The organism is Bacillus paramycoides, from assembly GCF_038971285.1.
Lineage (GTDB): Bacteria > Bacillota > Bacilli > Bacillales > Bacillaceae_G > Bacillus_A.
In genome coordinates, this window is the sequence record NZ_CP152429.1 from 132,563 (window position 1) to 154,160 (window position 21,598).

Genomic DNA, 21,598 nt, shown 5'->3' on the forward strand with positions numbered 1-21,598 from the left:
GGTGCATATTTACATATCAATGAAAATATACACCTTTCCTCAGTAATATCATCAAAGCATTAGTTTCTATTACAAAAAATGGAGAGCATTTACATCATTCTATGAGCAACTCATATAGGTTTCTATGTCTCTATCAAGTAATTTTTCCATTATCCTCTTAAAAAGTAATACTCTTGATATGTTCATTATTGCCTAAACTTTATTTGCAGTTATTGGGCTGCCCTTTTCGTTCATAGTGTTGCATCTTTTACACTCTCTACTCTTCAGTTAATGAAAGGGATGTTTCTTTTATCCCTTCAAATTCATTTAATAGGTACTTAGCTATCTTTTCAACTGCGGGGCAGTCTACTATTTCTTCATGTGATCCAGGGACAGAATACTTATTTACTCTTCCTTTTAATAAAGGCCCCCAATCTGTAAACAACTCTTTTCCTTCCTCAGCACTAAAGTAGATAACTTCTCCAAAGTATGGTATCAAATCATTCTCTGCCATTAAGTTCAGGCATTTCCTATGAGCATTGGTAACTTGCTTCAAATTCATAAGATTTGCATCAGGCGGGAGTACTCCTTCCATAATTAATCGCTCCACTAGCATATCTTGCTTATGGACGAGGTCTTCTTCCTGCTCAGTAAGATCTCTAGGAATGAAATGTTCAGATATATATGAGAGCATATCCTCCCTAGTTTTACGATCTTGCTCTGAAGGTACTTTAGTATCCATTAGTACCAAAAACTCAACTTCCTCTCCTTGATTCCTTAATACAGTTGCAATTTTATAAGCAATTGCACCGCCTAAAGACCATCCTCCAAGACGATATGGGCCTTCTGGCTGAACACGTTTTATTTCTTCAATGTAAAGTTGAATTACTTCCGCCAAGGTCAAATCATCAATTCCTCTCTTTTCTATGAGAGGATTCTGTAAACCATAAAATGAACATTGGTTCTTAAGCAATCTTGCTAGTTGAATGTAACAAAATACATTTCCCATAAACGGATGAACGCAAAAGAAAGGTTTTTTCTCTGATTCTTGTAGTGGAACCAGCGCTGATACAGATTTTGTCATATCATGCTTATCACGAATAAGGCATGCGATTCCTTCCAATGTTGGATTCTTAATCAATGTAGACACCTTAATCTCTTTTCCAAACTTCTCCTTAATTTTTGAAATCAATTTAATTACAAGGAGAGAATGTCCCCCTCTATTAAAGAAATCATCATTTACATAGACATCTTCTATCTGTAACACATCCTGCCAGATTTTAATCAACTGATATTCAATTTCATCCCTTGGAATGATTGTTGTAGACAAATTATTTTCTCTTTGAATTGTTAAACTGTTCAATGCCTTTCGATCAACTTTTCCATTCGGTGTAAGAGGAATCTTGTCTACCTTTATAAAGTGTGCGGGAACCATATAATTCGGTACTTGTGTCTTGAGATATTCACGCCAGTCATACATACTTCCATCTCCAACTACATAAGCAACCAATCTCTGCTCTCCTAATTTATCCTCTGTCACCAAAACTACTGCTTCTTTTACCAATGGATGACTCTCTAGATTTGCTTCAATCTCTTCAAGTTCAATACGGAATCCTCGAATTTTCACTTGATTATCAATTCTTCTCAAGTAATCTAAATTACCATCAGGTAAATAACGAACCAAATCTCCCGTACGATATAAACGCTCTTCTTCATTAAATGGATGACGGATGAATCGCTCTGCTGTTAATTCTGGACGATTCAAGTATCCTCGCGCTATACCTGCCCCACCAATATATAGCTCACCTGTTACACCAACTGGGACAGGTAACAAATTTTTATCTAATACATAAGTTTGAACGTTCGGCAACGGACGTCCAATTGTAACTCTCTTACTATCTGTTTCGATATGATAACACGTTGCATCAACCGTACATTCTGTAGGACCGTATACGTTATAAAAATCAATTTTTTCAGTCTCTACTAGCTGTTCCCATAATGACGGCATGATTGCTTCACCACCGACCAATATCTTGCTTGGCACATGAACATCAGCACTTATTTCTAGCAATCCTCCATCTATAAGTAATTGAAGTAATGAAGGTGTCATATCAAACATTTCCAATTTATTCTCCCTAATATAGGACACAAATTGTTTCGGATTAGTGCGAACTTCACTTGGGATAATATATAAACTTGAACCATAAAGCAACATTTGTAATTGCTGAATAGATACATCAAAGGCAATTGACGCATTCAAACCGACGCGCATAGGTATCTCATGTGAGAAAACTTCTTTTTGTAAACCATAGGATAGGTTTATTACAGAATGGTGCTGTACTAAAGCTCCCTTTGGATTCCCTGTCGAACCAGAAGTATAGATAACATACGCTAAGTTTTCCCCTGTTACCTCACATATTGGTGAAAGTTTGCTTTCTTGAGAAAGCATTGCTTGGTCCCTATCTAGGCAAACTGTCTTGATGTCTTTAGGTATCCATCCTAGTAATACCTCATTTGTAACTAACACTTTAATTCCTGTGTCTTCTAAAATATATTGCAGGCGGCTTTCCGGATTCGATGGATCCAATGGAACATAGGCTGCTCCAACCTTCCAAATTCCCATGAGACCAACAACCATCTCAACTGAACGCTCAAAACATAGGCCAACCAATGACTCTGTCCCAATTCCACATTTCTGTAGATGATGGGCCAATTGATTAGCTCTTTCATTCAGCTCACGATATGTTAGTTGCTGTTTTTCATCTACCACTGCCACCGCGTCAGGCGTACGATTTACTTGCTGTTCGAATAGTTGATGAATCACATTCTCACGTGGATAGGATATAGCATTATCATTCCATTCTTCTAATAGTTGTCTTTGTTCAGCTTCCGTAATATATACCAGCTCCGATAGAGTTTGATCAATGTTTTTGAGCATTTGCATCAACACTTGGTGTAAATGACCCAACACTCGTTCAATGGTTACTCTATTAAACTTACTACGGTCATACATTAACTTTAACGATAACTGGATTCCTGGAACTACAGCCAATCCTAATGGGTAGTGGGTTTGTTCTACCCCTTTCAATTCACTAATTTCCAGATTTTCTGAAGATTCTTCTTTCACTGGATAATTTTCAAACACATATAAACAATTGAACAGCGGTGTACCTCTAGGAACCTCACTCCACCCCTGAATCTCTGTCAAAGAAGCATACTCATATTGTCTTCTTTCTATCTCTTCCTCTTGTATCTTCTGCAACCAATCTATTACTTTTATATCATTCATCAATTGAATTCGCGTCGGTGACGTTGTAATGAAAGGACCTACGATGTTTTCAACATCAATAATCTCCGTAGGACGCCCTGAGCTTGTTACACCAAAAACAATGTCATTTTCTCCACTATATCGGCTCATGAGATATGCCCATGCACCTTGAATTACTGTACTCAAAGTAAGTTTATTTCGTTTCGCCCATCCTTGTAACGCTTGAGTCTGCTCTTCTGATAAATAGGTAACCTTTTCTGTATAACCTTTTTCTTCCTCTTTACTTTCTAAGCCCAGCAAAGTTGGTGCAGTAAAACCTTTAAGCTTTTCTCTCCAGAATTGTTCCGCCTGCTCCTTATCTTGTTCTCTGAGCCATTGGATATATTTCTTATATGGTGAGGGTTTAGGTAACTTTACAGCTTCTCCATTCATTCTCTTCTGATAGACTGTAAGTAATTCATTAAAGACCAATGGTAAACTCCATCCATCCAGTAAAATATGGTGATGTGTCCAAACAATCCGATATTCTTCCTCACCTTCTTGAATGACCGTTACCCGCATCAATGGCGCTTCATCAAATTGGAAGGCTTGTTTTCGATCTAATGCCAAAAAGACTTTTCTTTTTTCCTCTATCTCTTTAGTTGTCATTGTACGCCAGTCTTCTTTGTTCACTTTAAATGGGATATTTTCATACACCACTTGTAATGGTTCTTCAATTTCGTCCCAAACAAATGCTGTACGAAAAATTTCATGCCGCTGAATTACAGATTTCCACGCCTGCTCAAAAGTAGGAATATCCATTTTCCCTTTAATCATAAAACTTAATTGCACTATATACGGTGCAACATGTTCATTCCCTTGGTCATGCAGTGTGTGGAAAATCATACCTTCTTGCAAAGGTGATAGTGGATATAAATCAGTAATCTGATTGTTCTTTCCACGATTCATTTTGTTTAGTACATTTGTCAAACCTACTTGGTTAAGATTAGCCATCGTAAAATCCGAAATGGTCAGTGCAGATTCTCTATCTGAAGGTTGAATCAATCTGCTCAGTTGATATAGCATATTCTGTGCAATACTTTGAATCGTTGATTTGGCGAATTGTCCAACATTGTATACCCAAGTGAACTGAAGTTTTCCATTCGTTACAACCCCAATTACATCAATTACATGCGATCGCTTGGAACCGGCAGCATGATCTAAACGCTTAAATTCGTTCTCCGGCATAAACATTGCATCGCTAGAAAACATTTGATCAAATTGTCCAAGATAGTTAAAACTAATAGACGGTGTATTTTGAGAGCTCAATTGCTCACACATTGTTGCGTTCATGTAACGCAACACTCCATAATCAACACCCTTATTAGGAATTTTGCGAACTTGTTCTTTAACTGCTTTTAATGCTGCAATTGGCGTATTAGCACTAGTAATATTTAAGTGAACAGGGTAAATACTTGTAAACCATCCCACGGTTCTCGATAAGTCAACATCTTCAATAATTTCTTCTCTACCATGCCCCTCTAAATCCACGCTCAATATCGTCTGCCCTGTACATGCTGCTGTAGCTTGTACCAATGCTGCTAATAATACTTCATTGATTTGGACACGGTGAGTGCTTAAAGTCTCTTGCAATAACATACGGGTCTCATTCTCATTTAACACCACAGTAATTTCCTCAGTTACTGCGCTTACTGAATTACTTATAGTACCATCTATCGGCAGTTTAACTACGTCTTGTTCAGACTGCTGCTCCCAGTAATGCAGCACTTCTTTTGTTATTCTAGTTTCAGCGTAATGTTGTAATTTCTCCGACCATTCTTTAAAAGATGTACTCTTCATAGGTAATTGAATTTTCTGCCCTTGAATCGCTTGAGTATACGCTGTTTGCAGATCTTCCAATAAAATTCGCCAGGAAACACCATCCACGGCTAAGTGATGAATTGTCCAAAATAATCGGCCAGTTTTCTCACCTTCATCAAAATACACCATTCTCATTAACGGACCATCATGTAAATTCAAACTTTCTTGTGCAATATTAATCTCTTTTTGAATAACTTCATGCCAATCGGCTTCCGCCACTTCGTCTAATGAAATGACAGTCAGCATCAATTGTTCTTCAATTCCTTCATTCCACTGTTCCCAAGTCCCATTAGGCAAACGTTCATATCTTAAACGCAGGGCATCATGATGAAGTAGAAGGTTACGCGCTGCCTTTTCCAGTGATCCTATGTCCAATTTTTCTTTCGTTCTAAAGAACATGGATTGATTCCAATGATGTGGGTTAGGATGATTTTGTGCAAAAAACCTCTGCTGAATAGGTGTAAGTATCGTCTCTCCAGTTATAATTCCTTGTTCTGCTTGTACACCTTGTTCTTCTTTGACTACTTGCGCCAACTCAGCAATCGTTTGGTGTTCAAATATTTGTTTTGGTGTCAATTGTAAACCAGTTTGCTTCGCACGAGAGACAATCTGAATGCTAAGAATTGAATCTCCACCAATTTCAAAAAAGTTATCATAAATACCAATACGTTTTGAACCCAGCACACGTTCCCAAATGATAGAAAGCTTATGTTCACGATCATTTCTTGGGGCTACGTAGCCTTCTTGTGTTCCTTGATAATCTAGTATAGGCAATGATTTCCGATCAACCTTTCCATTTATGGTTAGCGGTAATTCTTTCATTTCGACAAAGTAGGAAGGTATCATATGGATTGGCAGTTTTATTTTAAGATACTCACGCCATTCTTCTAAACTGCCTTCGCCCACTATATAAGCTACCAACCTCTTATCTGCCGACTGATTTTCCCTAACTATTACAACTGCCTCTTTTATCAAGTCATGCTCCTGTAAAGTCGACTCAATCTCCCCAAGTTCGATTCGAAATCCTCTAATCTTCACTTGATTATCCATTCTTCCTAAATAGTCTATATTACCATCAGAAAGATATCTCACGAGATCGCCTGTTCTATATAATCTCTCGCCTTCTTTGAATGGATGAGAAATAAATCGTTCGGATGTTAACTCTGGACGATTTAAGTATCCCCTCGCTAGACCCGCTCCTCCGATATAAAGTTCACCCATCACACCAACTGGAACTGGCAACTCATTTCTATCCAATACATAAGTTTGAACGTTAGGCAACGGACGCCCAATCGTTACTCTCTCACTATCTTTTTTGATATGATAGCATGTTGCATCAACCGTACATTCTGTAGGACCATATACATTATAAAACTCAATTTTATCAGTCTCTACTAGCTGTTCCCATAATGACGGCATAATCGCTTCGCCGCCAACCAATACCTTACTTGGAACATGAACACCATCGTACGTTTCTAACAATCCGGCATCTATAAGTAATTGAAGCATTGAAGGTGTTATATCAAAGATTGCTAACTTGTTCTCCCTAATATAAGCTACAAACTGTTCCGGATCACTTCGTACTTCATTCGGAATAATATACAAACTTGAACCATACAACAGCATTTGTAATTGCTGAATAGATGCATCAAAGGCAATTGACGCATTTAAACCGACATGCATGTTAGATGGTATCTCATGTTCGAAAACCTCTTTTTGTAAACCATGCGACAAGTTTATTACAGAATGATGCTGTATCAAGACACCCTTTGGATTCCCCGTCGATCCCGAAGTATAGATAACATACGCTAGGTTTTCTCCTGTTACTTCACATTTTGGTGAAAGAATGCTTTCTTTTGAAATCATTGCTTGATCCCTATCTAGACAAACTGCCTTAACTTCTTTGGGTATCCAACCTTCTAATGACTCATTCGTAACTAATACTTGAACTCCAGTGTCCTCCAAAATATATCGTATGCGACTTTCTGGATATGATGGGTCCAATGGAACATAGGCTGCTCCAGCCTTCCAGATCCCCATAATACCAACAATCATCTCAACTGAACGCTCAAAGCAAAGTCCAACTAATGATTCAGTCCCAATTCCGCATTGCTGAAGATAGTGGGCCAATTGATTAGCTTTTTCATTAAGCTCTCGATATGTTAACTGCTGTTTTTCATCTACTACTGCCACCGCGTCAGGTGTACGATTTACTTGCTCTTCAAACAGCTGATGAATCGCACTTTCCCGTGGATATGCTACAGCATCATTATTCCACTCTTCCAACTCTTTTTGCTGTAATCCTGATAATATAGGCAACTTAGCTAATGATTTATCAGGATTCTCTACGATTACATTCAACCAGTTTCCAAAATGTTCAGCCATGGATTCAATAGTTATGCTGTCAAATAAATCCGTCCTATAAACAAAAGTAAGCAATAAACCCTCTTCCACTTCTGCAGCTGTTAAACTTAAATCAAACTTAGCGATTGGAACATTACTTTCCATTACTTCTATATTTCTTCCATGTAGTTCTGGTAGCTTCTGTCCCGTATTTTGCAAAGTAAACATGGTTTGGAAAATCGGAGAATGGCTTGTATTTCGTTCAGGTTGGATAACCTCTACAATTTTCTCAAACGGAACATCTTGATACTCATATGCCTTCAATGCTTTTATCCGCACTTGAGACAACAACTCTTGAAATGCCGGTGCATTACTTAAATCAGCTCGATAAACCAATGTATTGACAAAGAAACCAATCAGTCCTTCAATTTCTCGATAATTTCGATTTGCAATTGGGCTGCCAACAATAATATCCGTTTGTCCCGTATAACGAGCAAGGAAACTTTGATACGATGCCAATAAGGTCATGAAAAGTGTGGCCCCTTCTTGACGACTTAGTTCGTTTAATTTATCCAGTAATGGGCGCGATAACAAAACATTATGAGTTAATCCATGGTGGGTTTGCACTGGCGGACGCGGACGATCCATTGGCAACATTAAGACTGGTAACTCACCAGATAATTCTTCCTTCCAATATGCAAGTTGTTGATTTAGTACTTCATCTTTCAACCATCCTCTTTGCCACTGAGCAAAATCGGCATATTGAACTGGTAGTGGTTCCAGCTCTGCTTGTTTTTCCCAAATCGCATTCTCATAAAATGTCATCCATTCTTGAAGCAAGATTTCCATCGACCATCCATCTGAGATAATATGATGCATATTACACAGAAGAACCCATTCTTCTTCTGAAATTCTTATGATTTGTCCACGGAACAATGGTCCTTGTTCTAAATCAAATGGAGATTCAACTTCAGTTTGAATCCATTGCTCCAACTTTCTTTCTCTCTCCTCTAATGAAAGCTTAGTTAGGTCCATTTGCGGCAGAGGACGGAAAATATAAGGTTGAATCTGCTGCACAGGATGACCTTCCTCTTCATGAAATACCGTCCGCAAAGATTCATGACGCTCTATTAACTGATTCCATCCTAACTCCAATGCTTCAGGTAACCAATTCCCTGTAAGGCGGCATACCATTGGCATATTATAAAGTGCACTATTAGGTGCAAATTGATCAATAAACCATAAGCGCTGTTGGGCATAAGATAGTGGAATATTATTTCCGCGTTCCATCGGCACCAATGGTGGAATTTCTCGTTTTTCGCTCCCCTTACGTAACTGATCTATTCGTTTCGATAATGCCTCGACCGTTGAATATTCGAACAGTTCACGTACCGGTAATTTGATTTGAAAGACTTCCTGTAAGCGTGAGACCACTTGTGTAGCAAGTAGAGAGTGACCACCAAGCTCAAAGAAAGAATCCTGAACACCAATGTCCCCTATTCCTAGCACTTGACTCCACACTGAAGCGATAAGTTCTTCCAGCGGAGTTCGTGGGTATACAGTATTTTCGGCGGATTGTTCACTAAGTATAGGCAATGCCTTCAAATCAAGTTTTCCATTCGGTGTAAGTGGTAAAAATTCCATCTCAATAAAGTTTGTTGGAACCATATAATTTGGTAAATGTGTTTGTAGATGTTCTCGCCATTCATGTACCCTTCCTTCACCAACTACATAAGCTACTAATCTCTTGTCACCTTGATTATCCTCTCGTACCAATACAACTGCTTCTTTCACAGAAGAATGTGCCTGCAAAACAGCTTCTATTTCTCCCAATTCAATCCGGAAACCACGAATTTTCACTTGGTCATCTATACGTCCATGGAACTGGAGATTACCATCAGAAAGATAACTTGCTTTGTCTCCTGTATAATAGAGACGTTCTCCTGACTTGAAAGGATGTGGAATAAATTTTTCCTTTGTAAGATCCGGACGATTAGCATATCCACGTGCAAGACTCTTCCCTCCAATATAGAGATCTCCAATTACACCAATTGGTACTAGCTGAAGATGAGAATCTAACACATAAACTTCTGTATTCGCAATCGGTCGACCAATCGATGGCGTACCTGTTGTCACTCCTACAGGTACATAACAATCTGTGGTAACAACGGTATTTTCCGATGGACCATACTGATTAATTACCGCAAAAGGAATATCGTTAGATGGATACTGCGTTAATTGATCCCCACCAGTAATGATAAAACGAAGATCCGTTTTATCTGGCCAAGATAATTTCAAGAGCCTTTCCAGAATAGGCGTAGGTGCAAAGCTAGCTGTTATTCGTGAATCAATGAGCCAGTCCCTTAGTGCTTCTGGATTAATTCTCAGTTCCTCTGTTGACAGGTAGAGTGCTGCGCCAGCAGTTAGATACGGCCAAATCTCCTGGACAGCCGAATCAAAAGCAACCCCTGCAATCTGAGTCGCACGATCCTCTGCTGAAATATGATAAACTTCCTGATGCCAAGAAACCATATTCATTAATGAGCGATATTCAACCATGACACCCTTCGGTTTTCCTGTAGAACCAGAGGTATAGACAATATAGGCTAAGTTCTCTGGATTTAATTGACGTGTAGGTGCGATTATGCTTTCCACCGTTAATTCTTCTAACCTCACCATTTCGACGTGTGCGAAATGTCCTTCTTGTCCTTCCGCCGTCACTACAAATTGAATTCCTGCATCTTCAATCATGTATTCTAATCTTGATTTTGGATACAACGGATCTAAAACGACATAAGCTCCACCAGCTTTTAAAATGCCTAGTAAACTTGCCATCAGCTCAGCTGACCTCGGAAGATAAACTCCTACCACTGACTCTGGGGCTACTCCCTTTCGTTGTAAAACATTTGCCAACTGATTTGCTTGTGTATCCAGTTCACCATAAGTCCACTGTTTTGTTTGATCAACTACCGCAATCGCATCAGGACGCCTTGCTACTTGCTCCTCAAATCTGTCGCAAACAAGACCCTGATGAGACATTTCCATTACAGTGTCATTCCATGTTTCTAATAACAAAGTACGCTCGGGTTCTGATAGCATACTCAGGTCATGCAACGGATTTTGTGGACGATGAGAAACTTCATGTAGCCATTTCTCAAAGTGTCCTGCCATCCGTTCAATAGTAGTAGCATTGAATAAATCCTTATTATACTCAAAAGTAAAAAGTAACCCCTCTTCCGTCTCAGCCGCCATTACACTTAAATCAAACTTTGCAATTGGACTATGGCTTTCTATCATTTCAATACTTCTACTAGATAACACCGGAAACTCTTGTTTCATATTTTGCAAAATGAACATAGTCTGGAAGATTGGCGAATGACTTGTACTTCGCTCCGGTTGCACAACTTCTACAATTTTTTCAAATGGAATATCTTGATATTCATACGCCTTCAATGCCTTTTGACGAACCTGATACAGTACATCTTGAAATGTCGGTCTACCACTCAAATTAGCTCGATAAACCAGCGTGTTAACGAAGAAACCAATTAGTCCTTCAATTTCTCTATAATTCCGATTCGCAATTGGGCTTCCGACCAGAATATCTTCTTGTCCCGTATAACGAGATAGAAAACTTTGATATGCAGCTAAAAGCGTCATGAAGAGTGTAGCCCCTTCTTTTCGACTAAGTTCATTCAATTTATCATGTAGCGTGCTTGGCAGAACCAGAGTGTATATCGACCCGTGATGAGTTTGTATCGCGGGACGCGGGCGATCCATAGGAAGTTGGAGTACAGGAAGCTCCCCAGACAATTCTTCCCTCCAATATTGGAGTTGTTGATCAAGCACCTCCTCCTTTAGCCATCCTTTTTGCCACTGAGCAAAGTCGGCATATTGAACCGGCAATGGTTCAAGTTCCGCTACCTTTCCATCCGTTGCTTTCTCATAAAATGCCATCCATTCTTCAAGTAGGATTCCCATTGACCATCCATCTGAAATGATATGATGTAGAGTACAAAGGAGTATCCATTCTTCCTCTCCCACGTGCAAAATACTTGCCCTGATTAATGGACCCTCTGTTAAATCAAATGGCACTTCTGTTTCTTGTTGAATTAAACGTTTAACTTCTTCTTCTTGATCTTCAGAAGAAAGCATAGTTAAATCCGTTTTCGGAATTGATTGAAAAGCATACGGTTTAATTTGCTGTACCGGTTGACCGTTCACTTCGTGAAAGACCGTCCGCAGTGATTCATGACGTTCTATTAGTTGATTCCATCCCGTTTCCAATGCTTCAAGTAGCCAATTCCCTGTAAGGTGGCATACCATTGGCATATTGTAAAGGGCACTATTAGGTGTAAATTGATCAATAAACCATAAGCGTTGTTGGGCATAAGATAGTGGAATAGCTTCTCCTCGTTTCATTGGTATTAGAGGCGGAATCTCTCGTTTTTTATCTCCTTTACGTAACTGATCTAATCGCTTTGCTAGTGACTCCACCGTTGTATATTCAAATAGTTCACGTACTGGTAATTCGATTTGAAAAATTCCCTGTAAACGTGACACTACTTGAGTAGCTAGTAGTGAATGACCACCGATTTCAAAAAAGGAATCCTGAACACTAATATTTTTTATTCCTAACACTTGGCTCCAAACGGAAACGATAAGCTCCTCCACTGGTGTTCGTGATGAAGTAATATCTTCACTTATGAACTGTTCTTCTAATTCCAGTAAGGCTTTCCGATTCACCTTACCATTTGGAGTGAGTGGCATACCTTCAATTTTGAAAAAGTATGCCGGAACCATATAATGTGGCAGTTGCTTCTTGAGATATTCACGCCACTCCCCAGTATCCCCTTCACCCACTACATAAGCTACTAACTGCTTATCTCCTGGTCGATCTTCCTTCACCAACACGACTGCCTCTTTTACAGATGAGTGATCATGTAAAGCTGCTTCAATTTCTCCCAATTCAATTCGGAATCCTCTAATTTTAACTTGGTTATCTATTCTTCCAATATATTCTAAGTTACGATCATTCATATATCTCACCAAGTCACCCGTTCGATATAATCGTTCTCCGTCCTTAAAAGGATGCGGAATAAAACGTTCAGTAGTTAAATCTGGTCGATTGAAGTAGCCACGTGCCAATCCTACTCCTCCAAGGTAAAGTTCCCCTGCCACACCAATCGGGACCACTTGTTGATATTGATCTAACACATACAACCCTGTATTATCAATCGGACGACCAATTGGAATAAGCATTGCTTCTTTTTCTAAATCACAATCATAATAAGTCACATCCACAGTCGCTTCAGTAGGACCATACAAGTTAATTAACTTTGTTTGCTCATTGTAAAAGATCCCCTTAAACCGGCGAACCTGCTCAGTGTTTAACGCTTCTCCACTAGTAAAAACTTGAATTAAAGACGAGACATCCCTTTTCGAATTATATAGTTCCATATAATCTAAGAAAGTAGATAACATCGACGGAACAAAATGCATGGTGGACACACGATATCGTTCAATATACTCCTCAATCACCGCAGGATCTTTCTCTCCTCCAGGTGGAAGTAAACAAACACGTGCTCCTACAAATGACCACCAAAATAATTCCCAGACAGAAACATCGAACGAAAACGGTGTCTTTTGTAGGATTGTATCCTCCTCGGCCAATGGATATTTTTTCTGCATCCACTGTAGGCGATTGATAACGGAATGATGTTCAATCATTACCCCCTTTGGATTTCCCGTCGAACCCGAAGTGTATATGATATAGGCTAAGTTATTTGCGGTTACTCCACTTACCGGAGCTAAATTACTCTCTTTAGAAATCATCGCTTGATCCCGGTCTAAACAAATTGCTTGAATATCTTTAGGTAACCAGTCCTGTAGTGTCTCTTTTGTTAACAGCACTTGAATTTGTGAATTCTCCAAAATATATCTCAGGCGGTTTTCGGGATAACTTGGGTCCAGTGGGACATAAGCCCCACCTGCCTTCAAAATCCCAAAGAGACCGATAATCATATCAGGAGAACGTTCAATACATATACCGACTAATGATTCAGGTCCGATACCTCGTTTTTGTAGAAAATGTGCCAATTGATTCGATTTTTTATTAAGTTCTTGATACGTTAGCTTTCCACCCTCATAAACTACCGCCACTGCATCAGGTGTCCGTGCAACTTGCTGCTCAAATAGCTCATGAATCATACAATCATGACTATAAACTACGTCCGTATTATTCCATTCTTCTAGGAGTTGTTTTTGCTCAGTATCCGATAACATTGACAGCTTTGTATATGATTCATCTGGATGATACGTGATTTCATTTAACCAGTTCTCAAAATGTCCTGCCATACGTGCAATGGTACTACTATCAAATAAATCCGTGTTGTATTCAAATGAGACAAATAGACCTTCTTCCACTTCATAGGCAGTTAAGCTCAAATCAAATTTAGCAATAGACATATTACTTTCTACCATTTCAATACTTCTATCAGGCAAATCTAGTCGTTCTTGTTTTATATTCTGTAGCGTAAACATGGTCTGAAATATAGGGGAATGACTCATGCTTCGTTCCGGTTGCACAGCTTCTACCACTTTTTCAAATGGTATATCTTGATATTCGTAAGCTTTTAACGCCTTTTTCTTTGTTTGGTTCAAAATCTCCCGAAAAGTAGGGGTGCCACTCAAATCTGATCGATAAACCAACGTATTAACAAAGTAACCAATTAATCCTTCTACTCCCTTATGGTTCCGATTTGCAATCGGACTACCAACTAGAATATCTTTTTGTCCCGTATAACGAGCAAGAAAGCTCTGGTATGCGGCCATTAAAGTCATAAATAAAGTAGATCCTTCTTGTCGACTTATATCCTTCAATTGACTGAGCAATTTATAAGGAAAAATCACATGATACGCAGCCCCAGAGTAAGTCTGCTTAACCGGTCGAGGTCGATCCACTGGCAGTTGTAAGATAGGAAGCTCACCAGACAATTCTTCCTGCCAATACGTAAGCTGACGATTTAGCACATCACCTTGCAACCACTCCTTTTGCCACTTCGCAAAGTCTGCATATTGAATGGATAATGAACTTAATTTAGCAGGATTTCCGCCCGTTTCTTCTTCATAGAAAGCAAGTAATTCATTCATCAATATACCAATGGACCAAGCATCAGAAATAATATGATGCATCGTACACAGTAATAACCATTCATCCTTCTCTAATTGAACAAGCTGATTACGAATTAAAGGACCATTCATTAAATCAAATGGTTCTTGCGCTTCTCTCGCAATTAAACTATCTACCTCTTTTTCTTTTACCTCTAGAGGAAGTTGAGAGTAATCCCTTACAGGTAATGCTCTAGGAAGGAATTCGACAATTTGTTGCACAGGCTGTTCTCCTATTTCTTTAAAAACAGTTCGTAATGATTCATGACGTTCAATGAGTCGATTGAATCCCTTCTCTAATGCTTCAGGTATCCAATTTCCTTTTAGATGCCATACTGTTGGAATATTATATAAAGAACTGTTTGGGTTAAATCTGTCCATAAACCACAAACGTTTTTGTGCATAAGACAACGGGAGTGCTTCTTTATTCTCCTTTTTTTGCATTTGCTTCTGAAGCCATGCTCTCTTCTCAGGAGAAAGTGAACTCAGCTTTGCAAGTAAATCACTTTTCATTTTTTTACCCCTTCCTGAATCAAATTACTCTCGAATATCCCTTGTGCTTCTTCCTCTGATAGCTCTTCTAATTGCTTAAGCAGTTCTAGTAATTCTTCATCATTACTGACTTCTGCTTCTTTTTGAATATAGTCTTGAAGACTTACATTCTCCTTACTATCATTCTGCATTTCTTGATTTTTGTTAAAGAGCAATTGATCAATCTGTTCTGCCAATTGCTGCACCGTATGAAACATAAATAAATCATGCAATGGTATCTCGATTCCAAAAGCCTCTTTAAGATTGGAAACAGCTTGCGTAGCGAGTAGTGAATGGCCACCAATTTCAAAAAACGAATCTTGAATTCCGATGTTTTCCATATCTAAAACTTCATGCCATATCGAAACGATTGTTTTTTCCGTAGACGTACGAGGAGCAATATAACCACTTGCTATCTCCTGTCTCTCTGGTGCTGGTAAGGCCTTCCTATCAATTTTCCCATTAGGAGTGAGTGGAAATGCATTTAATCCAACAAAATAGGCTGGAATCATATAACTTGGTAGTTGATCCTTGAGATAATCACGCCACTTTTGAGCATCTCCATCTCCTACAACATAGGCAATCAAACTTGGATTGCCAGGATAATCTTCCCGCACCATCACAATAACTTCGTTAACTAGTGTATGCCTTTGTAACGTCGCTTCAATTTCTCCTAGTTCAATCCGGAACCCACGAATTTTCACTTGATGATCGATTCGTCCAACATACTCCAAATTTCCATCTGGTAAATACCTTACTAGATCTCCAGTCCGGTATACTCGCTCTCCTTCTTTAAACGGATGCGGTATAAAACGATCTTGCGTTAAGTCAGGGCGGTTTAAATATCCACGCGCTAACCCTGATCCACCAATGTATAGCTCACCAACTACACCAATTGGAACCATTTTTTGTTCGGCACTCAGTACATATACTTCTGTATTGAATATTGGTTTACCAATTGGTGGTACCCTATGCATGTCACCCTTTTCTAATTCCATATACGTGGAATACGTAGTATCTTCGGACGGTCCATATAGGTTGTACACCTTTTCAATCGTACTTCTCTTGTATAAATCTTGCACAAGCGAATATGGCAATGGTTCTCCAGCCAAATTCATCACCTTTACCGAAGAAGGGATTGTTTTTGCTCGAACTAGTTCCTTCGCTACTGATGGCACAGTATTAACCAAAGTTACACCTTTGGTAGACAACTCCTCTAGATGTAGAGCATTTTCAGTGACAATCACCTTACCACCCATTGTTAAGGGAACAAATACTTCAAAAACGGATAAATCAAAAGATAGCGAAGTTGAAGCTAACACTCCCGCTAATTCCTTTCGGGAATACGTGTGATGCGCCCAATGAATCATTGTTACTGTATTCCTGTGCTCAATCATTACTCCCTTTGGATTTCCAGTGGAACCTGAAGTATAGATAATATAGGCTAAGTTATCGCCCGTCACTTCACTCATACATCCCGTAGTTACTTCTTGTTCTATTTCTGCTCGATTACGATCAATACAAATCACGTCAACGAATTTAGGTATAACCATTTTTTGTTGTAACTTTTCCTGTGTCACCAGTACCTTTATTTGAGCATCCTCTAAAATGTATTGCAGTCGACTTTCCGGATACGCTGGATCTATTGGGACATATGCTCCTCCTGCCTTCATAATTCCTAAGAGGCCTACAATCATCTCAGATGAACGTGTAACACAAATCCCAACCAATGATTCGCAACCTACACCATTTTTCTGTAAATAATGTGCCAGCTGATTCGAGCGTTCGTCCAACTCTCGATATGTTAGTTCTTCATCTTCGCATACTACTGCAATTGCTTCTGGTGTTTTTTCTACTTGTTCTTCAAACAATGTATGAATCGCGCATTCTTCTATATCTATAACAGCTGATTCATTCCATTCTTCTAGTAATTGCTTATATTCTACTTTCGATAACATATTCAATTCTGATAATAAACATTTTGGATGAGAGACAATTTGATTTAACCAATGCTCAAAATGGCTTGTCATACGTTCAATGGTTGTATCATCAAACAAATCAGTATTGTATTCAAAGGTTAGTGATAATCCTTCTTCCGTCTCAGTAACAAATAAACTCAAATCAAATTTCGCTACAGAAGCATGGCTTTCCATGAGTTCCATTTGTCTGTCAGATAGCTGAGGAAATTCTTGCTTCGTATTCTGTAAAGTAAACATGGTTTGGAATATTGGTGAATGACTTGTATTCCGTTCCGGCTTTACGGATTCTACCACTTTCTCAAATGGGATGTCCTGATACTCGAATGCTTTTAGTGCTTTTTTTCTTACCTGCGACAAAAGTTCTTGGAACGTTGGATTTTCACTGAAATCAGCTCGATAAACCAACGTATTTGCAAAGAAACCTATTAATCCCTCAATCTCTTTAACATTTCGATTAGCGATTGGGCTTCCAACCAAGATGTCGTCCTGTCCTGTATAACGAGAAAGGAAGCTTTGATACGCTGCCATCAATGTCATAAATAAAGTGCATCCTTCTTGCAGACTTAAATCTTTGAGCTTTTCCTGTAGGGAATTCGCCACCATTAAGGACTGACTTGCACCACGGTGAGTTTGAACCGCAGGCCGAGGACGATCCATCGGTAATTGTAAAATCGGTAGCTCCCCAGCCAATTCTTCCTTCCAATATTGAAGGTGCTGATCCAAATTCTCTTCTTTTTGCCATTCCTTCTGCCACATGACAAAGTCTACATATTGGATAGATAACTCCTTCAATTCCGCCGGTTTTCCGCTTATTACTCCTTCATAAAAAACCATCCATTCTTCAAGTAAAATCCCCATTGACCATCCATCTGAAATAATATGATGCAACGTACAAATGAGAACCCATTCTTCCCTGTCCACTTTCAATATTCGTGTTCGAATCAGAGGACCTTGTCCAAAATGAAATGGTTCCTCCGCTTCATTTTGAATGAGCCGTTTCATTTCTCTTTCCCTATCTTCCAAAGAGAGATCTGTTAGATTCGTTTGAGGGATATGTCTGAATACATGAGATTGAACCTGTTGAAAAGGTTCACCCTCTTGTTCTAGAATTATCGTCCGTAATGATTCATGACGCTCCAACAACTGATTCCATCCGACCTCCAACGCTTCAATTGACCATTTACCTGTTAAGCGACACGCTGCATGAATATTGTACATAGCACTATTTGACATTAATTGATCAATAAACCATAGACGTTTCTGCGCATAGGAAAGCGGAATAGCTTCTTCTCGTTTCATAGGTACAAGGGGGGAAGCCTCTCGTTTTTTATCTTCTTTTCGTAACTGATTTACTCGTTTCGCCAATGCCTCCACTGTATCGTGCTTGAAAAGTTCACGTAATGGGATTTTGATTTGGAACAATTCTTGTAATCGAGAAACAATTTGAGTAGCGAGTAGTGAGTGCCCACCCCGTTCAAAGAAGGAATCTTGAATACCGATATTTTCTGTTCCTAACACTTGACTCCAAACTGAGGCAATAAGCTCTTCCGATGGCGTCCGAGGTAGAACATTTAAATCTCCAATAGTTTGCTCATCAGGTGCTGGCAAGGCCTTTCGGTCAATTTTCCCATTCGGAGTAAGCGGGAAGTGTTCTAACTCTACAAGGTGCGCTGGAATCATATGATTCGGTAATTGGTTTTGTAAATACTCTCTCCACTCTTGGGTATTTCCATCGCTCATTACATATGCAACCAATCGTTGATCACCTGGACGATCTTCTCTCACTAATACGACAGCCTCTTTAATAAACGAACATTTTTCTAAAGTCGCTTCAATTTCTCCTAATTCAATCCTAAAACCACGCATTTTGACTTGATGGTCCATTCTACCTATAAATTCTAAATTTCCATCAGTTAGATATCTTACTGAATCTCCTGTTCGATATAGTCGTTCCCCCAATCGATATGGATGCGAAACGAATTTTTCAGCAGTAAGATTCGGACGATTTAAGTATCCACGTGCTAAACCAGCACCACCAATATATAACTCACCCTCAATTCCTATTGATTGCAAGCGTTGATTTTGGTCTAATACATATAATTGCGTGTTCTGTATCGGCTGCCCAATAGAAACAAATTCTTGATTTGGCTGAATATCAAATGCATTCACATAAATAGTGGCTTCAGTTGGTCCATAAAAGTTGGTTAATTTCACTTGTCCACTATGATTCCATTTCTGTTGAAATCGTCTAACCAACCCTGAACTTAGTTCTTCCCCACCAGAAAATACATGGCGTATGGACGAACAATACATATTCAATTCAATATGATTGAAGTGATCTAAGAAAACAGATAACATCGAAGGTACAAATTGAACTATAGTAACCTGATGTTTTTTAATCACTTCAGCTATAATAGAAGGATCTTTTTCTCCACCTGGAGGCAGGAAAGATACACTTGCACCAACGTGAATACCCCAAAACAACTCCCAAACAGAGACATCAAATGAGAATGGCGTTTTCTGCAAGACCACATCCTTTTCAGAAAGTGGATATTTATGTTGCATCCATTCTAGATAATTGATTACTGAATGATGCTCAATCATTACTCCCTTTGGATTCCCTGTAGATCCTGAAGTATACATAACATACGCTAAACTTCTTCCTGTTACACCACTTATACATGGGGTTGTTTCTTCTTTTTCAATTGCAGTATAATCTTTATTCATACAAATCGTTTCAACATTTTCAGATACAAACAAATTTTTAGAATTCTCTTCCGTCACTAGTACTTCGATTCCAGCATCCTCTAATATATATCGAAGCCGACTCTCTGGATAAGTAGGATCAAGTGGAACATACGCTGCTCCTGATTTTAGAATACCTAATAACGCTATCATCATTTGTAATGAACGTTCTATATATACTCCAACCAGAGACTCTGGGCCTACACCACGCTTTTGTAAATAATGAGCTAGCTGATTCGCACGCTCCTCCAACTCTTTATAGGTAATTTGTTCATTTTCGTAACTAGCCGCGATTGCTTCCGGCGTTTTTTTAACTTGCTCCTCAAACATCGTATGAATCATGCCTTCAGCCGAATAATTTACTTTAGTATGATTCCATTGCTCTAATAACTGTATCTGTTCTTCCGCTGTTAAATGAGTAATTTCAAAGAGTTTTGAATCTAGGCTCTTCGTCATCTGAATTAATATTTGCAATAAGTGATTCTGAATCCGATTTATTGTTTCTTCATTAAAATAGCTTCGATCATACATCAACTTTAAAGTAATTTTCTTACCAGGCATTACAATGAGTGTTAAAGGATAATTTGTTTGTTCCGCGCTTTTAACATCTAGTAATCTTAAATCATCATTTCTCTCACCTTGAATTGGATAATTTTCAAACACATACAAGGTATGAAATAAGGAGCTATTTCGCGGAACCTCACTCCACCCTTGAATATCTATCAATGAATTATACTCATATTGTCTTCGTTCCATTTCTTTCATCTGTATTTTACGAAGCCAATCTACTACAGATGTATTATCCGTTAATCGAATTCTAGTAGGTAATGTGTTAATAAATAGGCCTACCATATTCTCTGCTCCTATCAAATCAGTAGGACGTCCAGAGCTAGTTACGCCAAATACGATGTCACTTTCACCGCTATACCTACCCATCAAATAGGCCCATGCTCCTTGTACTAATGTATTCAATGTTAATCGACTATTTCTTACCCACTCTTGTAAATTCTCAGTGAGTTCCTCAGATACCTGATAAACACACTCTCCGTAGCCCTTCTGTTGCCCTTGAGCCTTTCTTTCCATCGCTAATGGCGTAGGTGCATAGAACCCTTTTAATTCTTCTTTCCAAAATTCCTCTGCTTGACTTTGATCTTGTTTATTTATCCACTGGATATATTTTTTATAAGGAAGAGATTTAGGAAGATTCAACAATTCTCCCTTTATCATCTTGAGATAAACTTCCATCACTTCACTAAAGACCAATGAAACACTCCAACCATCTAGCAAAATATGATGATGTGTCCAAATAATTCTCGTTTCCCCTTCTGCTTCTTTAATCGCAGTGACTCTCATCAATGGTGCTTCATCCAATAAAAATCCTTTTCTACGATCTGCAGTCAAAAACTGGTGTAATTTCTTCACCCTCTCCTCATGTGGATGGGCGCTCCAATCCTCTTGATGGATAGTAAAAGGAACACGTTGGTAAACCGCTTGTAGTGGTTTTTCTACTTCCTCCCACACAAATACTGAACGTAGAACCTCATGTCGATGAATAACATATTCCCAGGCCTTTTCAAAAGTAGCAACATCCAATTGCCCCCCAAGCAAGAAGCCTACTTGTACAATGTAGGAAAAAGAATGCTCATCATCTTGATCGTATAAAGTATGAAACAGTATTCCTTTTTGCAAAGGTGATAATCCATATATATCCATAACATCTCCCATA

2 protein-coding genes are annotated in these 21,598 nt (G+C 38.9%); both read right to left on the reverse strand.

What is annotated here, in order from left to right; genetic code table 11:
* Window positions 1-256 precede the first annotated feature (256 nt).
* Entirely contained in the window at window positions 257-15,130 is a 14,874-nt protein-coding gene (locus AAG068_RS28435; protein WP_342720092.1) for a non-ribosomal peptide synthase/polyketide synthase, read from the reverse strand.
* Complete coding sequence (locus AAG068_RS28440; protein ID WP_342720093.1) at window positions 15,127-21,597, reverse strand: amino acid adenylation domain-containing protein; 6,471 nt, start codon at window positions 21,595-21,597, stop codon at window positions 15,127-15,129. The genes AAG068_RS28435 and AAG068_RS28440 overlap by 4 nt, the downstream gene beginning before the upstream one ends.
* Window position 21,598 lies beyond the last annotated feature (1 nt).